This window comes from Aeromonas sp. SG16, from assembly GCF_024436135.1.
Classification (GTDB): domain Bacteria; phylum Pseudomonadota; class Gammaproteobacteria; order Enterobacterales; family Aeromonadaceae; genus Aeromonas; species Aeromonas jandaei.
This window is the reverse complement of record NZ_JANFNW010000005.1, coordinates 1-15,530: the sequence shown is the minus strand read 5'-3', so window position 1 is coordinate 15,530 and position 15,530 is coordinate 1. Positions and strand designations below refer to the sequence as shown.

Here is a 15,530-nt window from a genome sequence, read left to right as displayed (position 1 = left end):
CGCCCGTAGCTCAGCTGGATAGAGTACCTGGCTACGAACCAGGTGGTCAGAGGTTCGAATCCTCTCGGGCGCACCATACAGACAGCCTCGACTTAGGTCGGGGCTGTTTTTTTATGGGCGTTTTTCACCCTCTATCCATCTCGCTTGTTCCCGCTAATGGTGCTGCAACGGCCTCTTCCCAGCTTGCCGCAATACCTGTATTCCCACTTCTTCCTGCCTGTTTCTCCTCGTTAGCCTACAGCGTCAAAACCTCGCTGTTTGCAGTGGCTGATCTTGCATGCGTGGATACCTGTTCACTATCGCCAAATGCCTTTAACGCGCTTCTGCGCGGTTTGGCGGCAATAAAAAAGGATGCCGCAGCATCCTTTTTCAGTAGAAGTGATTCACTCAGCTTTTCAGCCATTTGCGAATGCGGTTGGCATCGCCGACCGGGGTGCGTTTGCCCACCGAGTTGAGCAGCACGATGGCCAGCTCGCGGTTGTCCGGCTTGGCCCGCATTACCAGACAGCGGCCCGCTTCATCGGTAAAGCCGGTCTTGGAGAGGCGCACATCCCAATCCGGGTTTTTCACCAGCGGGTTGGTGTTGTTGAACATCAGGCTGTAGGCCGGGGTGCTGAAACGCATCTCGCGGTTCTCGTCCTGAGTGAACTGGCGGATCAGCGGCTGGCGATAGGCCGCAGCCACCAGCTTGGCCAGATCCTGCGCGGTCGCGACGTTGCGGGTCGAGAGGCCGGTGGAGTCGTAGAAGTGGGTATTGCGCATGCCCAGCTGACGCGCCTTGTTGTTCATGGCGCGCACGAAGGCGCTGCGGCCGCCCGGGTAGTGGCGGCCAAGGGCCGAGGCCATCCGGTTCTCGGAGGACATCAGCGCCAGATGCAGGGCGTCGCGGCGGGTCACCTTGGTGCCCATGCGAATGCGTGAGTGGGTGTGCTTGACCCGGTCGATGTCATCCTTGTCGACCGTGATGATCTGATCCAGATTCTGCCGGGCTTCCAGTACCACCAGCGCCGTCATCAGTTTGGTGAGGGAGGCGATGGGGCGGGCCTTGTTGGCATTCTTCTGATAAAGGGTCTTGCCCGAGTTGACGTCTACCACCAGTGCGCTTTCCGAGCGTACATCCAGCTTGGCAGGGCTGGGGGCGGCACTCGCCGCAGGCAATCCCAGCATTCCCATCAAGCCGACAACCAGCGCAACTGCGCGAATCCGACACCGCATACTACCGACTCCATTCCCATCGAAAAAAGGCGCTAGATTCACTCATTTTTGACCCGGCTTTACAAGGGGCGATCGAGACTATTTCTGCGCTTTGCGCAAAAGCGGGATCAAAAAAGCCCTCCATGGGAGGGCTCTTCGTGCAGGCATGGTCAGCCGGCGTCAGTTCTGGGTCCGTGTGGACTTGCGCTTGCTGATCCAGCGCCAGATGAGGGCGATGACGCCACCTACCAGCAGCACCACCGGCAGGTAGATGATGATGCTGAGGAACTGGGACTGATATTCGGCCGCCAGTTTGGTGTGGCTCAGGTAGTAGCCAAAGCCCACCAGCGGGCAGATCCACATGATGGAGCTGATCAGATTGACGATGAGAAAGCGGCCCTGCGGCAGTTCGGTGGCGCCGACTATGTAGGGGTAGGCGGTGCGGACGAAGGCGATGTAGCGGGCGGTGATCAGGGTGATGATCCCGTATTTGTCCAGCAGGTAGTAAACCTTCTGCTGGTGCTTCTCTTCCACATGGGAGAGCAGCCGGTGGTAGAGCTGGGTATGGCCGAGGAAGCGCCCCTGCATGTAGCCGAGCCAGGTGCCGACAAAGGTGGCCATGATCAGCAGCGGGATCACCCCGAAGGAGAGCACGTCCTGATAGATGAGGACGCCGGTCAGGATCAACAGGCTGTCGCCGGGCAGGAAAGCGGTGGGGATAAAGCCATTTTCCAATACCAGAAAGGTCAGTAAGACGGCGCAAACCATGAAGGCCATCTTGGGATCGGACAGGGTCACCAGATCCTGATGCATAAAGGCGTGAGCCAGTTGGTAAAACCGCTCCATACTTGCAAACTCCGCAGGTTAGCTGGGTTGATCGGTCAAGGGCATGGCGAGCACCTTGTCGATGCGCAGACCATCCATGTCAACAATTTCCAGTTGCCACTGTTCCAGGGTCACCAGATCGCCGGTGTGTGGAACACGACCAAGGAGCAGCATGATAAGCCCTCCGAGGGTGTGATAGTGATGTTTTTCTTCTTCCGGCAGGCGAACCAGCTCCAGACAGTCCTTCAACTCGGGCAGCGGGATCAGGCCATCGAGCAGCCAGCTGCCGTCAGCGCGCTGGAATGCCCAGTTGTCCTCGCCATCCTCCTGCTGGAAATCCCCGGCCAGCGCCTCCAGCAGATCCTGCTGGGTGACCAGCCCCTGCAGCTCGCCATACTCGTCCACCACCATCACCATCTGTTCGCTGTGGGTGCGGAAGTGGTTGAGCAGCTCGACCCCGTTGAGGGTCTCGGGCAGCAGGCTGCAATCCTGGGTCAGGGCCGCCAGATCGATGGGCTCCCCCTTGATGTAGGCGTGCAGCACCTTGCTGACGTTGATGACCCCTACCAGATCCGACAGGCTGCCGTCGCAGACCGGGAAGAAGCTGTGACGATACTCCACCAGCCGTTGCAGGTTGGCCTCCAGCGGCAGCGCCAGATCCAGATAGCGGATATCGCTGCGCGGCACCATCAGGGAGGAGAGGCTGCGCTCGTCTAAACGAAACACGTTGCGCAGCATGGTGTGTTCGTGATCCTCGATCACCCCGGCTTCCGACCCCTCTACCAGCATGGCATGGATCTCCTCCTCGGTGACGTTGGCGTTGCCATTCTGGTTGACCCGCAGCAGACGCAAGGTGGTGTTGGTGGATGCCGAGAGCAGCCAGACGAAGGGGCGGGTCATGATGGCAAGCCACAGCATGGGGCGCGCCACCATACAGGCGATGCGCTCGGCGCTGAGCTGGCCAAGCCGCTTGGGCACCAGTTCACCGACCACGATGGAGAGGTAGGTTACTCCCACCACCACGATGACGGTGGCGATAAGTCCGCTGCTCTTGGGGGAGAGTCCCCACTCCTGCAGCCAGAGGGAGAAGGGCTGGGCCAGCAGGGATTCGCCATAGATACCGTTGAGCAGGCCGATGGAGGTGATGCCGATCTGCACGGCGGAGAGGAAATGAGTCGGGTTTTCGCCGAGTTTGAGTGCGATGGCCGCCGAGCGGCTTCCTTCATTGGCCAGCTTGCCAAGGCGCGCCTTGCGGGCGGTGACGATGGCGATTTCCGACATGGCGAAGAGGCCGTTAAGCAAGATCAATCCCAACAGGATCAACAGTTCCATACTGCAGCTGCACTCCTTGAGTAGAAAATATCGCTGGCAGTGTAATGAATTTGGCGGCGATGTGCTTGTGAAAGCGGGTGATCCTGCTCGCTAATTTGATCTCGCAGGGGCCGGGCGTGACGCGCGGGGATGAGAAAAGGGCGGGAGATCCCGCCCTTGGCATGATTGCAGAGTCCCCTGTCAGAACTGCTGGAAGTAGCGCTGGATCTGCTTGGGATCCTTGGTCTGGGTCAGGGAGAGCATCAGTAGCACCCGCGCCTTCTGCGGGTTGAGGGTCTCGGCGGCGACGAAGCCGTACTTGGCGTCATCGATCTCGGCATCCAGAGTGGTGGAGCCGGTCGGTACGCGGGCGGAACGCACAACCCGGATGCCGTCCTTGCTCGCTTTGGCCAGAGTATCGAACAGGGTGTGGTAGAGGTTGCCGTTACCCACCCCGGCGCTGACGATGCCGTCGAACTTGGCATCCACCATCGCCTTGGCCGGCAGATCGGTGGCGTTGGCGTAGCTGTAGACGATGCCAACCTGCGGCAGCTTGTCGAGCTTGCTCACGTCAAACGGAGTCTTGCTGGTGTGCAGGCGAGCCGGACTGCGCTGATAGTCGATCTTGCCGTTGTGGATGTAGCCGAGCGGGCCGAAGTTGGGGGAAGCAAAGGTCTGCACGCCGGTGGTGTTGGTCTTGGTGACGTCGCGGGCATCGAGCACGGTGTCGTTCATGGCTACCATGACGCCACGTCCCTTGGAGGCGGGGTCAGAGGCGGTCACCACGGCGTTGTAGAGGTTCATCGGGCCGTCGGCGCTCATGGCGGTGGAGGGGCGCATGGCGCCGACCAGCACTACCGGCTTGTCGCTCTTGACGGTCAGGTTGAGGAAGTAGGCGGTCTCTTCCATGGTGTCGGTGCCGTGGGTGATGACGATGCCGTCCACATCATCCTTGGCCAGCAGCTCGTTGACCCGCTTGGCCAGCTTGAGCCACACCTCGTCGTTCATGTCCTGGGAGCCGATCTTCACCACCTGCTCACCCTGCACGTCGGCTACGTTTTTCATCTCGGGCACGGCGGCGATCAGCGTCTCGATGGCCACCTTGCCAGCCTCGTAGTTGGACTGGGTAGCGGACTGGCCAGCCCCGGCGATGGTGCCGCCGGTCGCCAGAATGTGCACGTTGGGCAGCGCCATGGCCATGGGGGAGAGGGTCAGGCCGACGACGGCGGCGAGCAGGGTCTTGCGGATCGGTAGGGTCATGCTGCAAATCCTTATGGTTGGAATAATCGCAGCCAGTTTGCCCAGATAACCACCAATATCTGTGATAAAACTCACCAAAAGACAGGTGAGTACAGATTTTTAACCTGTTTTATACCTCTATAGAGATAATTTAACTCGCAGAGAAACCCTTGGCTTCGATCAGGGCGATCAGCTCGGCCTTGCTCAGCTCGCTCTCGATGACGGCCTTGCTGCTGGTAAAGTCGACGGTCGCGGTGGTAACTGCAGGCTGGGCCAGCAGGGCTTTTTGCAGGCTGGCGGCGCAGCCACCACAGGACATGCCGGAGACGGTGAGTTCGATGGTCATAAATGCTCTCCTCGGTTGATATGGCACAAGGGTAAAGCTGTCGCCTCCGGCAAGGTCAAGCCGTCAGTACATAAGACCCAGATAGTTCATCAGGGTTGCTCCCAGTCGGTGGATGGGTGACATGCGAGCCAAGGTTCATAGTGGCGATGAGGTTGGCAGTTTCCTCTGACAGGGTCAGTACATCAGACCGAGGTAATTCATCAGGGTTGCCCCAAGGCTGGTAGTGACCAGCGAACCCAGGGTGGTGGTGGCGATGATGTTTGCTGCCAGCACGCTGTCGCCCCCCATGGCGCGGGTCATCACATAGCTGGCGGCGGCAGTCGGGGTAGCGCTGATAAGAAACAGGATGCCGAGCTCCAGATGGCTGAAGCCGAGCAGGGCTGCGCCCAGAGTGAACACCGCTGGAATGAGGCAGAGCCGCATCACGCTGGCCCAGCCGGTCAGCGCCGCCCCGCCGCGCAGGGCGTCGAGACTGAGGGAGGCGCCGGTGCAGAGCAACGCCAGCGGCAACGTCATGTTGGCGAAGTAGCCGCCGGTGGTGAGCAGCAGCTGCGGCATCTTGATGCCGAGCAGGCTGAACGGCAGAGCCGCCACGATGGCGATGATGAGCGGATTCTTGATGATGCCGAGCAGGATGGGGCGAATGCCGGTCGCCCCGCCGAGGCTGCGGGTGAGGGTGATGACCGCGAGGATGTTGTAGAGCACGGTGACCGCGCCGACGTAGAGCGCTGCAGCCCCCAGCCCCTCGTGGCCATAGGCGTTTTGCACGTAGGCGAGCCCTATGATGGCGCTGTTGCCGCGAAAACTCCCCTGCACGAAGATGCCGCGCAGTCGCTGCTCGCCGATAAAGCGGCCCGCCAGCAGCTCCAGCACCAGATAGCTGGCGACGGTGGCGAGCAGGCCGTAACCGATAAACCAGGGGCTCGGCATGGTGGCGAAGTTGGTGCCCAGAATACTGAGAAAGAGCAGGGCGGGCAGGGTGACCTGAAACACCAGCCGGGAGGCGGATTCGGTGAAGGGCTCCGGCAGCAGCCCCAGCCGTTTGAGCCAGATGCCGAGCAGCAGGATCACGCAGATGGGGCCTGTGATGGAGAGGGAGAAGAGCAGACTGGTCAGCAGATCCATGGTAGGCGTCCTCCTGATGCGCCGTCCGAAGCGGGGCAAAATGGGCATTCTAACGCCATGGGCTTGTATTCACAGGGGTTAATCACAACAATGTGGGCAATTTCCACCGCCTGCGCCAAACCCCAGTGAGTCAATCCATGGACAAGAAACTGACCATCCTCGATATCGCCCGCCTCTCGGGGGTCGGCAAGTCGACTGTTTCCCGGGTGCTCAATCAGGATCCCAAGGTGAAGCAGGAGACCCGCGAGCGGGTGGAGCAGATCATCGCCGAGCACGGCTTCGTGCCGAGCAAGTCGGCGCGGGCCATGCGCAGCCAGAGCCAGCAGGTGGTGGGGATCATCGTCTCGCGGCTCGACTCCAGCTCGGAGAATCAGGCGGTGCGCGGCATGCTGGAGACCCTCTACCAGCGCGGCTACGACGCCGTGCTGATGGAGAGCAAATTCTCTCCCGCCAAGGTGCAGGAGCATCTGGCGGTGCTGGAGCGGCGCGGAGTGGATGGCATCATCCTGTTCGCCTTCAACGATTTGGACTATGCCGCCATGGCGCCGCTCAGGGATAAGCTGGTGCTGGTTGCCCGCGAATATCCCGGTTTCTCCTCGGTCTGCTTTGACGATGTCGGGGCGGTGCGCACCATGCTGGGCCAGCTCGCTGCCCGCGGTATCCGCGATATCGCCTATCTGGGGGTGGATACCGCTGACCTCACCACCGGCCAGCGCCGGCTCGACGCCTACCTCGGTTACTGCGCCGAGCAGGGGTTGGCGGCGCGCAGCGCCCTCGGCGATCTCAGCCTGCAGAGCGGCTACCGGTTGGCTGCCGAGCTGCTCACCCCGACCACCGGCGCGCTGGTCTGCGCCAGCGACACCCTCGCCATCGGTGCGGCAAAATACCTGCAAGAACAAGGGCGTAGCGAGGTGCTGGTGACCGGCCTTGGCAACAACCCCATGCTCACCTTCCTCTTTCCCAACGCCCTCACTCTGGATCTCGGTTACAAGGGGGCGGGGGAGCTGGCGGCACGTCAGCTGCTCGGCCAGATCGAGCAGGAGCAGCCGCCGCTGGCGACCATAGCCCCCTGCCGTACCCTGTGACCCCCATCACTCCGGACTGAACAAAAAACGCGCTTTTTGTGACGCTGGCCACGATTTGGGAACGTTCCCATTTTGATCTGGCGAGATTGTCGGCATGCTAAATGGGAACGATACCAAAAACGCTCGAGCCCAAAGAGTGGCTCGCAAGGGCGATGCAGACCACTATTCAATGGCGTCACAGAGGGAAGACCCATGTCCAAGATCAACGCACAGCAGCTTGCCACCCTGATCGACAAGATCGGCGGCAAGGAGAACATCGCCACCGTCAGCCACTGTCTGACCCGGTTGCGCTTCGTCCTGAACGATCCGGCCAAGGCCGACAGCAAGGCCATCGAAACCATCCCGGCGGTGAAGGGAAGCTTCACCCAGGGCGGTCAGTTCCAGGTGGTGATCGGTAACGAGGTAGAGCAGTGGTACAAGGCGCTGACCGAGCAGCTCGGCGTCAGCGGCGGCAGCAAGGAGGCCGCCAAGCAGGCGGCGCGCCAGAACATGAATCCGTTGGAGCGGGGCATTTCCCATCTGGCGGAGATCTTTGTGCCGCTGCTGCCCGCCATCATCACCGGCGGTCTGATCCTGGGCTTTCGCAACGTCATCGGCGACATCAAGATGTTCGACGATGGCACTCACACCCTCACCGAGATCAGCCAGTTCTGGGCTCAGGTGCACGCCTTCCTCTGGCTGCTGGGCGAGGCGATCTTCCACTTCCTGCCGGTCGGCGTCTGCTGGTCTGCAGTGAAGAAGATGGGTGGCTCCGAGATCCTCGGTATCGTGCTCGGTATCACGCTGGTGTCGCCGCAGTTGATGAACGCCTACGGCATCGGCCAGCAGACTCCCGAGGTGTGGGACTTCGGTCTGTTCGTGATCCAGAAGGTGGGTTATCAGGCGCAGGTCATTCCGGCGCTGCTGGCGGGTGTGTTCCTCGCCTGGGTAGAGACCAACCTCAAGCGGATCATTCCGGCTTATCTCTATCTGGTGATTGTGCCGTTTGTCTCGCTGCTGCTGGCGGTGATCGTGGCCCACGCCTTTATCGGCCCGTTCGGTCGCTGGCTGGGTGACGGTGTCGGCTTCGCTGCCAAGGCCGCCATGACCGGCTCCTTCGCCCCTATCGGTGCCGCCCTGTTCGGTTTCCTCTACGCGCCGCTGGTCATCACCGGCATCCACCACACCACCAACGCGGTGGATCTGCAGCTGATGCAGAGCATGGGTGGCACCCCGATTTGGCCGCTGATCGCCCTCTCCAATATCGCGCAGGCTTCTGCGGTCGTCGGCATCATTCTGATTAGCCGCAAGGAGAACGAACGGGAGATCTCGGTACCTGCCGCCATCTCCGCCTACCTCGGGGTGACCGAGCCGGCGATGTACGGTATCAACCTCAAGTACAAGTTCCCCATGCTGTGCGCCATGGTGGGCTCCAGCCTTGCGGCTCTCATCTGTGGCTTCGCCGGAGTGATGGCCAACGGCATCGGGGTCGGCGGCCTGCCGGGCATCCTCTCCATCCAGCCGCAATACTGGGCGGTTTACTCCCTCGCCATGCTGGTCGCGATCGTGGTGCCGGTGGTGCTGACCCTGCTGGTCTACAAGCGCCAGCAAGCGGCCGGCAAGCTGGCCGAAGCCAGCGCCTGAATCTGATTGTCAGGGCGACCTTGCGGGTCGCCCTCTCCCATTTCAATTTGTGACAAGAGAAAGAGCCATGAGCCAAACACCCTGGTGGCAGAGCGCCGTGATTTACCAGATCTATCCCAAGAGCTTTCAGGATTCCGGCGCCCGTGGCACCGGTGATCTCAAGGGGATCATGGCCCGCCTCGATTACCTCAAAACGCTGGGGGTCGATGCCCTCTGGCTGACCCCGGTTTACGTCTCGCCGCAGGTGGACAACGGCTACGACATCGCCGACTACTACGCCATCGACCCCGCCTACGGCACCATGGCCGACTTCGAGGCGCTGCTGGCCGCCGCCCATGAGCGCGACATCCGCATCGTGATGGATATCGTGGTCAACCACACCTCCACCGAGCACGCCTGGTTCAAGTCGGCGCTGGGGGATAAAAACAGCCCCTACCGCGACTACTACATCTGGCGCGATCCGGTGGATGGCGGCGTGCCCAACAACTGGCAATCCAAGTTTGGTGGCAGCGCCTGGGAGCTAGATGAGATTACCGGTCAGTACTACCTGCACCTGTTTGCCCGCGAGCAGGCGGATCTCAACTGGGAAAATCCGGCGGTGCGCGCCGAGGTGAAAAACATAATCCACTTCTGGGCCAAAAAGGGGGTGGATGGTTTCCGCCTCGACGTCATCAACCTTATCTCCAAGGATCAGGCGTTTCCGAACGACGAGATTGGCGATGGCCGCCGTTTCTACACCGACGGGCCGCGCATCCACGAATTTTTGCAGGACGTGAGCCGCGATGTCTTTGCCCCGGTGGGGGCCATGACGGTGGGGGAGATGTCCTCTACTTCGCTGGAGCACTGCCAGCGCTATGGCGCCCTCGATGGCTCCGAGCTCTCCATGGTGTTCAATTTCCACCATCTGAAGGTGGATTACCCCAACGGCGACAAGTGGACCAAGGCGCCGTTCGATTTCCTCGAACTCAAGCGCATCTTCAACCACTGGCAGAGCGGCATGCACGGCAAGGGGTGGTCGGCGCTGTTCTGGTGCAACCACGATCAGCCGCGCATCGTCTCCCGTTTCGGCGATGAGGGCGAGCATAGGGTAGTGGCCGCCAAGATGCTGGCCAGCACGCTGCACGGCCTGCAAGGCACCCCCTACATCTATCAGGGGGAGGAGATCGGCATGACCAACCCCGGCTATCAGCGCATCGATGACTATCAGGATGTGGAGAGCCGCAACATCTTCGCCATCAAGCAGGCCGAAGGGATGAGCGAGGCCGAGATCCTCGCCATTCTCGGCGCCAAGTCCCGCGACAACTCGCGCACCCCGATGCAGTGGAGTGCCGCCCCCAACGCCGGTTTCACCAACGGGACACCCTGGCTCACGCCTGCCGCCAACTATTCCGAGATCAACGCCGAGGCGGCACTGGCCGACCAGCACTCGGTGTTCTGGCACTATCGGGATCTCATCGCCCTGCGCAAGGCGCACCCCATCTTCACGCAGGGGGATTATCAGGAGCTGCTGACCGGGCACCCGCAGATCTGGGCCTATGCCCGCCGCGCCAACGGTCAGACCCTGCTGGTGGTGAGCAACTTCTACGGCGAGCCGGTTGAGTTTGCCTTGCCTGCCGAGCTGCAAAGCGGGCAAGGTCGGCTGCTGCTCGGCAACTACCCGGATAGCCCGGCCCAGCCGCAATCGGGTATGCTGCGCCCTTATGAATCCCTGATCTGGCTGATGGAGTAGGTAATGGAGAAGGTGGTGCGTGGTGCCGAGTGGCAGAAGATGGTGGCGGGGGAGCCTTATGATGCGGGCGATCCCGAGCTGAAAGCGGCGCGCGAGCGCTGCCGCAGGCTCTATCACACCTTCAACACCAGCTGGCAGGAGAAACCGGCGCGGGATGCTTTGCTGCACGAGCTGCTCGGTAGCCGCGGCCAGGAGTGTGCCATCAATCCGCCGTTCTTCTGCGACTATGGCGCCAACATCTTCGTCGGCGAGAACTTCTACGCCAACGTCAATTGCACCATCCTCGATGTCTGCGAGGTGCACATCGGCGACAACGTGCTGCTGGCGCCCGGGGTGCAGATCTACACCGCCGCTCACCCGGTGGCGGTGGCGCCGCGCATCAGGGGTGTCGAGTTCGGCAAGTCGGTGCGGATCGGCCACAACGTCTGGATTGGTGGCAGCGTCGTCATCTGCCCCGGCGTCACCATCGGTGACAACAGCGTCATCGGTGCCGGCTCGGTGGTGACCAAAGATGTGCCCGCCAATGTGGTGGCGGCCGGCAACCCTTGTCGGGTATTGCGGGCGATGACGGCGGAGGAGCTTGCGGGCCTCGAATAGGCATTTTCGAGGGGCTTGGTGGCGCTTTTTATCATTTATTTTTCAAATGATATGGCTTCCATCATTTGCTTATCGAATGGCTGATAACCCCTCAAAACGCCTAGCTGGCGCGGTTTCGGGGCGATTTATCCCTTCCGTAGCGTTCGCCCGATCGACATGAAAACGGGCCCCGGTTCGGATTATTGTCCATTGATTGCTCATGTCTGGCTGAGGGCGGCCGATACTCTTTGATGCAGGAGGTAACCTATGGACATATCCAGCTCTGCAAATGCGTCGTTCGGTTCTGCGTTGATGGCGGCCAGTCTGGCCAAAAAACAGCAGACCCAAGAGGGCGAATCCGCACTGAAATTGCTGCAAACCGCAGCGCAATCCGCTCCGGCTGCGCCGACATCGGCCAGCGCTTCCCTCGGAAGCAATATCGATATCCGCGTCTGAGCGATAAAAAAGCCCCCATCTCTCGATGGGGGCTTTCTTTTTATTGGGCTGTTACCTAGCGGGCTCAGACCGGGAAAGGGGCTGGCGCCTCGAAGGTCATCCGCTCGCCGCTGCGGGGGTGGCTGATGGTCAGGCTGGCCGCATGCAGATAAAGGTGCGGTGCCGCCGCCAGCGCATCCGGGTTGGCGTAGAGGTTATCGCCGAGGATGGGGTGACCCAGCTCCAGCATATGAACCCGCAGCTGATGGGAGCGACCGGTAATCGGGGTCAGCTTGATCAGGCTGTTGCCATTCTCCACCTTCAGCTTCTGCCACAGGGTCAGGGCATGGCGCCCCTCCTCATGGTCAACTTTCTGTTTCGGGCGGTTGGGCCAGTCGACGCAGAGCGGCAGATCCACTTCGCCCGCATCCAGCTCCGGTTCACCCCACACCCAGGCGAGGTAGTGCTTCTCGGTCTCCCGCTCGCGGAATTGCCGGCTCAGCTCCCGGTGGGAGTTGGGGTTGAGCGGGATAACCAGCACGCCGGTGGTCGCCATATCGAGGCGATGGGCGGCTGCCGCCTTGGGGTGTTGCTGCTTGACCCGATGCAGCACGCTGTCTTCGTTCTCGGGGCCGCGCCCGGGGACGCTCAGCAGGCCAGTGGGCTTGTTGACCACCATGATGTCCTTGTCCTTGAACAGGATATCGAGCCAGGGTTCCAGGGGCGGTGAGTATACAAACATAGCGTCTCGCATCTTTGGTCAAAGCGGGGGCAAGCCCCCATCAGTTATGGGTCACCACAATAAAGCGGATGGCATCCAGCTTGAGCTGGGTCTGGTCGATCAGGTGGTGCAATTCTGCCTGCAGATTGCGCAGATATTCCAGCTCGCTGTCGCGCACGTTCGGGTTGACCGCCTTGAGCGCCTCCAGACGATCGAGATCCTGCTGCAGGGTCTGCGCCATCTGGGCGCGTGCCTTGTCGACAATCCCGGCCTTCAGCTCTTCGGCAATCGCCTGACCCTGGCCAATCAGACCGTGGATCACCGGCTGGGACGCAGTCACCAGCTTGCTGCCAAGGTGGCGGTTGACCGGCGTCAGCTGGCGGTTGAACGCATCGAACGCCACCTTCTCGCCGAGGTTGTTGCCGTTCTTGTCCATCAGCAGGCGGATCGGTGTCGGCGGCATGAAGCGGTAGAGCTGGGGATGAGCCGCAGACTCGGCGACGAAGATCAGCTCCAGCAGGATGGAACCGACCGGCAGCGCCTTGTTCTTGAGCAGAGCCACCGAGGTGGCACCGATCTCGGAGCCGAGGATCAGGTCGATACCGCCGCGCATCATGGGGTGATCCCAGGAGAGGAACGACATATCGTCCCGCGACAGGGCGGTGGTGCGATCGAAGGTGATGGTCATGCCGTCTTGCGGCAGCCCCGGGAAGCTGGGCACCAGCATGTGATCGCCCGGCATCAGCACCAGCGCGTTCTCGCCGCGATCATCCTGATTGACGCCGATCTCGTCGAACATCTTGAGGGCGAAGGAGATCATGCCGGTGTCGTCATCTTCGGCAGCCAGCTTCTCGACCAGCTGTTTGGCAGCTTCGCCACCGCTGGAGTGGATCTCCAGCAGACGATCGCGGCCCTGTTCCAGCTTGGCCTTGAGCGGCTCGTGCAACTCGCGGGTACGGGTCAGCAGTGCTTCGAGTGTCGCCTGATCACCGGTATTGGCAGCCAGCAGCTCGAACAGCTCGTCACGCACCGCTTCAAATACCGGGCGGGCGGTCGGGCAGGTCTGCTCGAACGCATCGAGGCCATCGTGATACCAGAGCTGCAGGGCGCGCTGGGAGGTGCCCTCCAGATAGGGGACGTGGATTTCGACGGTGTTCTGCTGGCCGATGCGATCGAGACGACCGATCCGCTGCTCCAGCAGATCCGGGTTGAGGGGCAGATCGAACAGCACCAGATGGCTGGCAAACTGGAAGTTGCGACCTTCGGAGCCGATCTCGGAGCAGAGCAGCACCTGGGCGCCACCCTCCTGCTGGGCGAAATAGGCGGAGGCCTTGTCCCGCTCGAGGATGGACATCCCCTCGTGGAAGACGGCGGCGCGGATCCCCTCGCGGGTGCGCACGGCCTCTTCCAACGCGATGGCGGTGGCCGCTTCGGAGCAGATCACCAGCACCTTCTGCTGACGGGCAGAGATCAGCAGCTCCAGCAGCCAGTCAACGCGAGGGTCGAACTGGGTCCAGCTGGCGCTGTCACCTTCAAACTGCTGGAAGATTTTCTCGGGGTAGAGGTAGCGCAGGGCGCGGGTCTGCAGATCGCCACCATTGCCACCCATCATGCCCATCACCTTGATGGCAGTCTTGTACTGCTCCGGCAGCGGCATGGGGTAGACGTTGAGATGCCGCTCGGGGAAGCCTTGGATATTGGCGCGGCTGTTGCGGAACAGGACGCGACCGGTGCCGTGCTGATCCAGCAGCTTGGCGACCGCCTGTTGACGGGCGGCGGCATCGCCGAGATCCAGACCGGTCAGTTGATCGGCCAGGATGGCTTTGGCGTTTTCGCTCAGGGTCTCGCCATCCAGCAGCTCTTGCGCGGCGCTGGCGACCTGACCATAGGCCTGCTCCTCGGCGAGGAAGGCGTCGTAGTCGTAGAAACGCTCGGGGTCGAGCAGGCGCAGACGGGCGAAGTGGCTCTGGTGACCCAGCTGATCCGGGGTGGCGGTCAGCAGCAGCACGCCCGGTACCTGTTCGGCCAGCGCTTCCACCATTTCATAGGCACGGCTCGGCGCCTCTTCGCTCCACTCCAGATGGTGTGCTTCATCGACAACCAGCAGATCCCACTCGGCTTCCAGCACCTGCTCGAAGCGACGACGCTTCTTGCGCAGGAAGTCGAGGCTGCAGATCACCAGCTGCTCGGTCTCGAAGGGGTTCTCCGCATCGGCGAATGCCTCGATACAGCGCTCCTCGTCAAACAGGGAGAAGTGCAGGTTGAAACGGCGCAGCATCTCGACCAGCCACTGATGCTGGAGCGTTTCGGGCAGCAGGATCAGCACCCGATGGGCGCGGCCGGAGAGCAGCTGCTGATGAATGATCATGCCCGCTTCGATGGTCTTGCCCAGACCAACCTCATCGGCCAGCAGTACGCGCGGGGCGTAGCGGTGACCCACCTCGTGGGCAATATAGAGCTGGTGCGGGATCAGGCTGACCCGGCCACCGGCCAGACCGCGGGTCGGATTGCGACGACGCTTGTGCTGGTTGACCAGCGCCTCGTAGCGCAGGGTAAAGCGGGACATCCGATCGATCTGACCGGCGAACAGGCGATCCTGCGGCTTGTTGAACTTGATAAAGTTGTTGAGAAACACTTCCTTGAGGACAACCGGCTCATCATTGTCGGTGCGAACACCTACATATATAAGCAGGCCATCTTTCTCCTGCACTTCGTCGACCGTCATGGTCCAGTCTTCGTGACTGGCAATCTGATCGCCCACATTGAAGCTGACCCGGGTCACCGGCGCCTCTTCTTTGGCATACATGCGGTTTTCACCGGTAGCCGGGAACAACAGGGTAACCATGCGTCCTTCAACAGCAACGACAGTCCCCAAACCAAGATCCGTCTCTGTATCACTAATCCAACGCTGGCCAAGTGCAAAAGGCATTAAACTCTCCAAAGCCCAAGAGTGTGTGAATCGCAAAGGGGCGCTATGTTACCCGAAGGAGTGACCTCGATCACCAAGGATATAGAGGGATGAGATCAAATCATGATGGCCCTGATTTGTCGCAGAGAAGGCACTAAAGAAGATAGCCGGAGGCGACTGTGGTGGGGTGTTTCGTGGAATAAATCATCGTTTCGAACAATAAGTAAGCGGTCACGCTGAAAATACGAATTTAATGCAAAAACACCCTTGCCAACGTGATCAGGATCCCTATAATGCGCCTCCATCGACACGGTAAGCGGCAACGCAAACAACCAGGTCGATAACCTCGAAAAGCCTTTGCAAATAAGGCTTGACTCGAGAAGGCGGTTGAGTAGAATTCCACTCCCGCAGCA

Annotated in this window: 13 protein-coding genes; 5 read left to right on the top strand and 8 right to left on the bottom strand. The window is 61.0% G+C overall.

The window, feature by feature from the left end:
• Positions 1-387: 387 nt before the first annotated feature.
• From pbpG to NOM67_RS13255, 6 genes are all read right to left on the bottom strand, one after another.
• Positions 388-1,215 carry a D-alanyl-D-alanine endopeptidase gene (pbpG, locus tag NOM67_RS13280; RefSeq protein ID WP_033115932.1) on the bottom strand — a complete coding sequence of 276 codons (828 nt, stop codon included), beginning with the start codon at positions 1,213-1,215 and terminating at the stop codon, positions 388-390.
• Positions 1,216-1,374: 159 nt separating this feature from the next.
• Positions 1,375-2,040, bottom strand: a complete 666-nt coding sequence (locus NOM67_RS13275) for a DedA family protein (protein ID WP_041210893.1) — start codon at positions 2,038-2,040, stop codon at positions 1,375-1,377.
• A gap of 18 nt (positions 2,041-2,058) precedes the next feature.
• Entirely contained in the window at positions 2,059-3,351 is a 1,293-nt protein-coding gene (locus tag NOM67_RS13270) for a hemolysin family protein (protein WP_033115934.1), read from the bottom strand.
• Positions 3,352-3,531: 180 nt separating this feature from the next.
• On the bottom strand, positions 3,532-4,590 hold the full coding sequence (ansB, locus tag NOM67_RS13265) for an L-asparaginase 2 (RefSeq protein WP_041210891.1): 1,059 nt from the start codon (positions 4,588-4,590) through the stop codon (positions 3,532-3,534).
• A 130-nt stretch (positions 4,591-4,720) separates the two neighbouring features.
• Complete coding sequence (locus NOM67_RS13260) at positions 4,721-4,915, bottom strand: heavy-metal-associated domain-containing protein (RefSeq protein WP_071914838.1); 195 nt, start codon at positions 4,913-4,915, stop codon at positions 4,721-4,723.
• A 174-nt stretch (positions 4,916-5,089) separates the two neighbouring features.
• Positions 5,090-6,040: an AEC family transporter gene (locus NOM67_RS13255; protein ID WP_255937761.1), complete on the bottom strand. Its 951-nt coding sequence runs from the start codon at positions 6,038-6,040 to the stop codon at positions 5,090-5,092.
• A gap of 137 nt (positions 6,041-6,177) precedes the next feature.
• On the opposite strand from NOM67_RS13255, the gene treR reads away from it, so the two are divergent.
• The 5 genes from treR to NOM67_RS13230 all read left to right on the top strand — a co-directional run bounded on the left by treR (position 6,178) and on the right by NOM67_RS13230 (position 11,509).
• The gene (gene treR, locus NOM67_RS13250) at positions 6,178-7,125 is read left to right on the top strand and encodes a trehalose operon repressor TreR (protein WP_255937759.1); all 948 of its coding nucleotides are present in this window, start codon (positions 6,178-6,180) and stop codon (positions 7,123-7,125) included.
• Positions 7,126-7,317: 192 nt separating this feature from the next.
• A complete protein-coding gene (treB, locus tag NOM67_RS13245) occupies positions 7,318-8,748 on the top strand; it encodes a PTS trehalose transporter subunit IIBC (RefSeq protein WP_104016537.1) in 1,431 nt (476 codons plus the stop codon).
• Between the two features lie 67 nt (positions 8,749-8,815).
• Positions 8,816-10,477, top strand: a complete 1,662-nt coding sequence (gene treC, locus NOM67_RS13240; RefSeq protein ID WP_255937755.1) for an alpha,alpha-phosphotrehalase — start codon at positions 8,816-8,818, stop codon at positions 10,475-10,477.
• 3 nt (positions 10,478-10,480) lie between these two features.
• Positions 10,481-11,074, top strand: coding sequence for a sugar O-acetyltransferase (locus NOM67_RS13235; RefSeq protein WP_255937753.1), 594 nt, complete (start codon positions 10,481-10,483; stop codon positions 11,072-11,074).
• Between the two features lie 246 nt (positions 11,075-11,320).
• Positions 11,321-11,509, top strand: a complete 189-nt coding sequence (locus NOM67_RS13230) for a hypothetical protein (protein WP_019446232.1) — start codon at positions 11,321-11,323, stop codon at positions 11,507-11,509.
• A 64-nt stretch (positions 11,510-11,573) separates the two neighbouring features.
• On the opposite strand, the gene rluA is transcribed toward NOM67_RS13230, so the two are convergent.
• Together rluA and rapA are read right to left on the bottom strand one after the other, a co-directional pair.
• Positions 11,574-12,230: a bifunctional tRNA pseudouridine(32) synthase/23S rRNA pseudouridine(746) synthase RluA gene (gene rluA, locus NOM67_RS13225; RefSeq protein ID WP_019446233.1), complete on the bottom strand. Its 657-nt coding sequence runs from the start codon at positions 12,228-12,230 to the stop codon at positions 11,574-11,576.
• Positions 12,231-12,270: 40 nt separating this feature from the next.
• The gene (gene rapA / locus NOM67_RS13220) at positions 12,271-15,138 is read right to left on the bottom strand and encodes an RNA polymerase-associated protein RapA (protein WP_255937744.1); all 2,868 of its coding nucleotides are present in this window, start codon (positions 15,136-15,138) and stop codon (positions 12,271-12,273) included.
• Between the last annotated feature and the right edge of the window lie 392 nt (positions 15,139-15,530).

What these genes read in the sequence shown, in the direction of transcription:
- pbpG (WP_033115932.1), bottom strand. Translation starts at nt 1,215, where the DNA reads ATGCGGTGTCGGATTCGCGCAGTTGCGCTGGTTGTCGGCTTGATGGGA.
- NOM67_RS13275 (WP_041210893.1), bottom strand. Translation starts at nt 2,040, where the DNA reads ATGGAGCGGTTTTACCAACTGGCTCACGCCTTTATGCATCAGGATCTG.
- NOM67_RS13270 (WP_033115934.1), bottom strand. Translation starts at nt 3,351, where the DNA reads ATGGAACTGTTGATCCTGTTGGGATTGATCTTGCTTAACGGCCTCTTC.
- ansB (WP_041210891.1), bottom strand. Translation starts at nt 4,590, where the DNA reads ATGACCCTACCGATCCGCAAGACCCTGCTCGCCGCCGTCGTCGGCCTG.
- NOM67_RS13260 (WP_071914838.1), bottom strand. Translation starts at nt 4,915, where the DNA reads ATGACCATCGAACTCACCGTCTCCGGCATGTCCTGTGGTGGCTGCGCC.
- NOM67_RS13255 (WP_255937761.1), bottom strand. Translation starts at nt 6,040, where the DNA reads ATGGATCTGCTGACCAGTCTGCTCTTCTCCCTCTCCATCACAGGCCCC.
- treR (WP_255937759.1), top strand. Translation starts at nt 6,178, where the DNA reads ATGGACAAGAAACTGACCATCCTCGATATCGCCCGCCTCTCGGGGGTC.
- treB (WP_104016537.1), top strand. Translation starts at nt 7,318, where the DNA reads ATGTCCAAGATCAACGCACAGCAGCTTGCCACCCTGATCGACAAGATC.
- treC (WP_255937755.1), top strand. Translation starts at nt 8,816, where the DNA reads ATGAGCCAAACACCCTGGTGGCAGAGCGCCGTGATTTACCAGATCTAT.
- NOM67_RS13235 (WP_255937753.1), top strand. Translation starts at nt 10,481, where the DNA reads ATGGAGAAGGTGGTGCGTGGTGCCGAGTGGCAGAAGATGGTGGCGGGG.
- NOM67_RS13230 (WP_019446232.1), top strand. Translation starts at nt 11,321, where the DNA reads ATGGACATATCCAGCTCTGCAAATGCGTCGTTCGGTTCTGCGTTGATG.
- rluA (WP_019446233.1), bottom strand. Translation starts at nt 12,230, where the DNA reads ATGTTTGTATACTCACCGCCCCTGGAACCCTGGCTCGATATCCTGTTC.
- rapA (WP_255937744.1), bottom strand. Translation starts at nt 15,138, where the DNA reads ATGCCTTTTGCACTTGGCCAGCGTTGGATTAGTGATACAGAGACGGAT.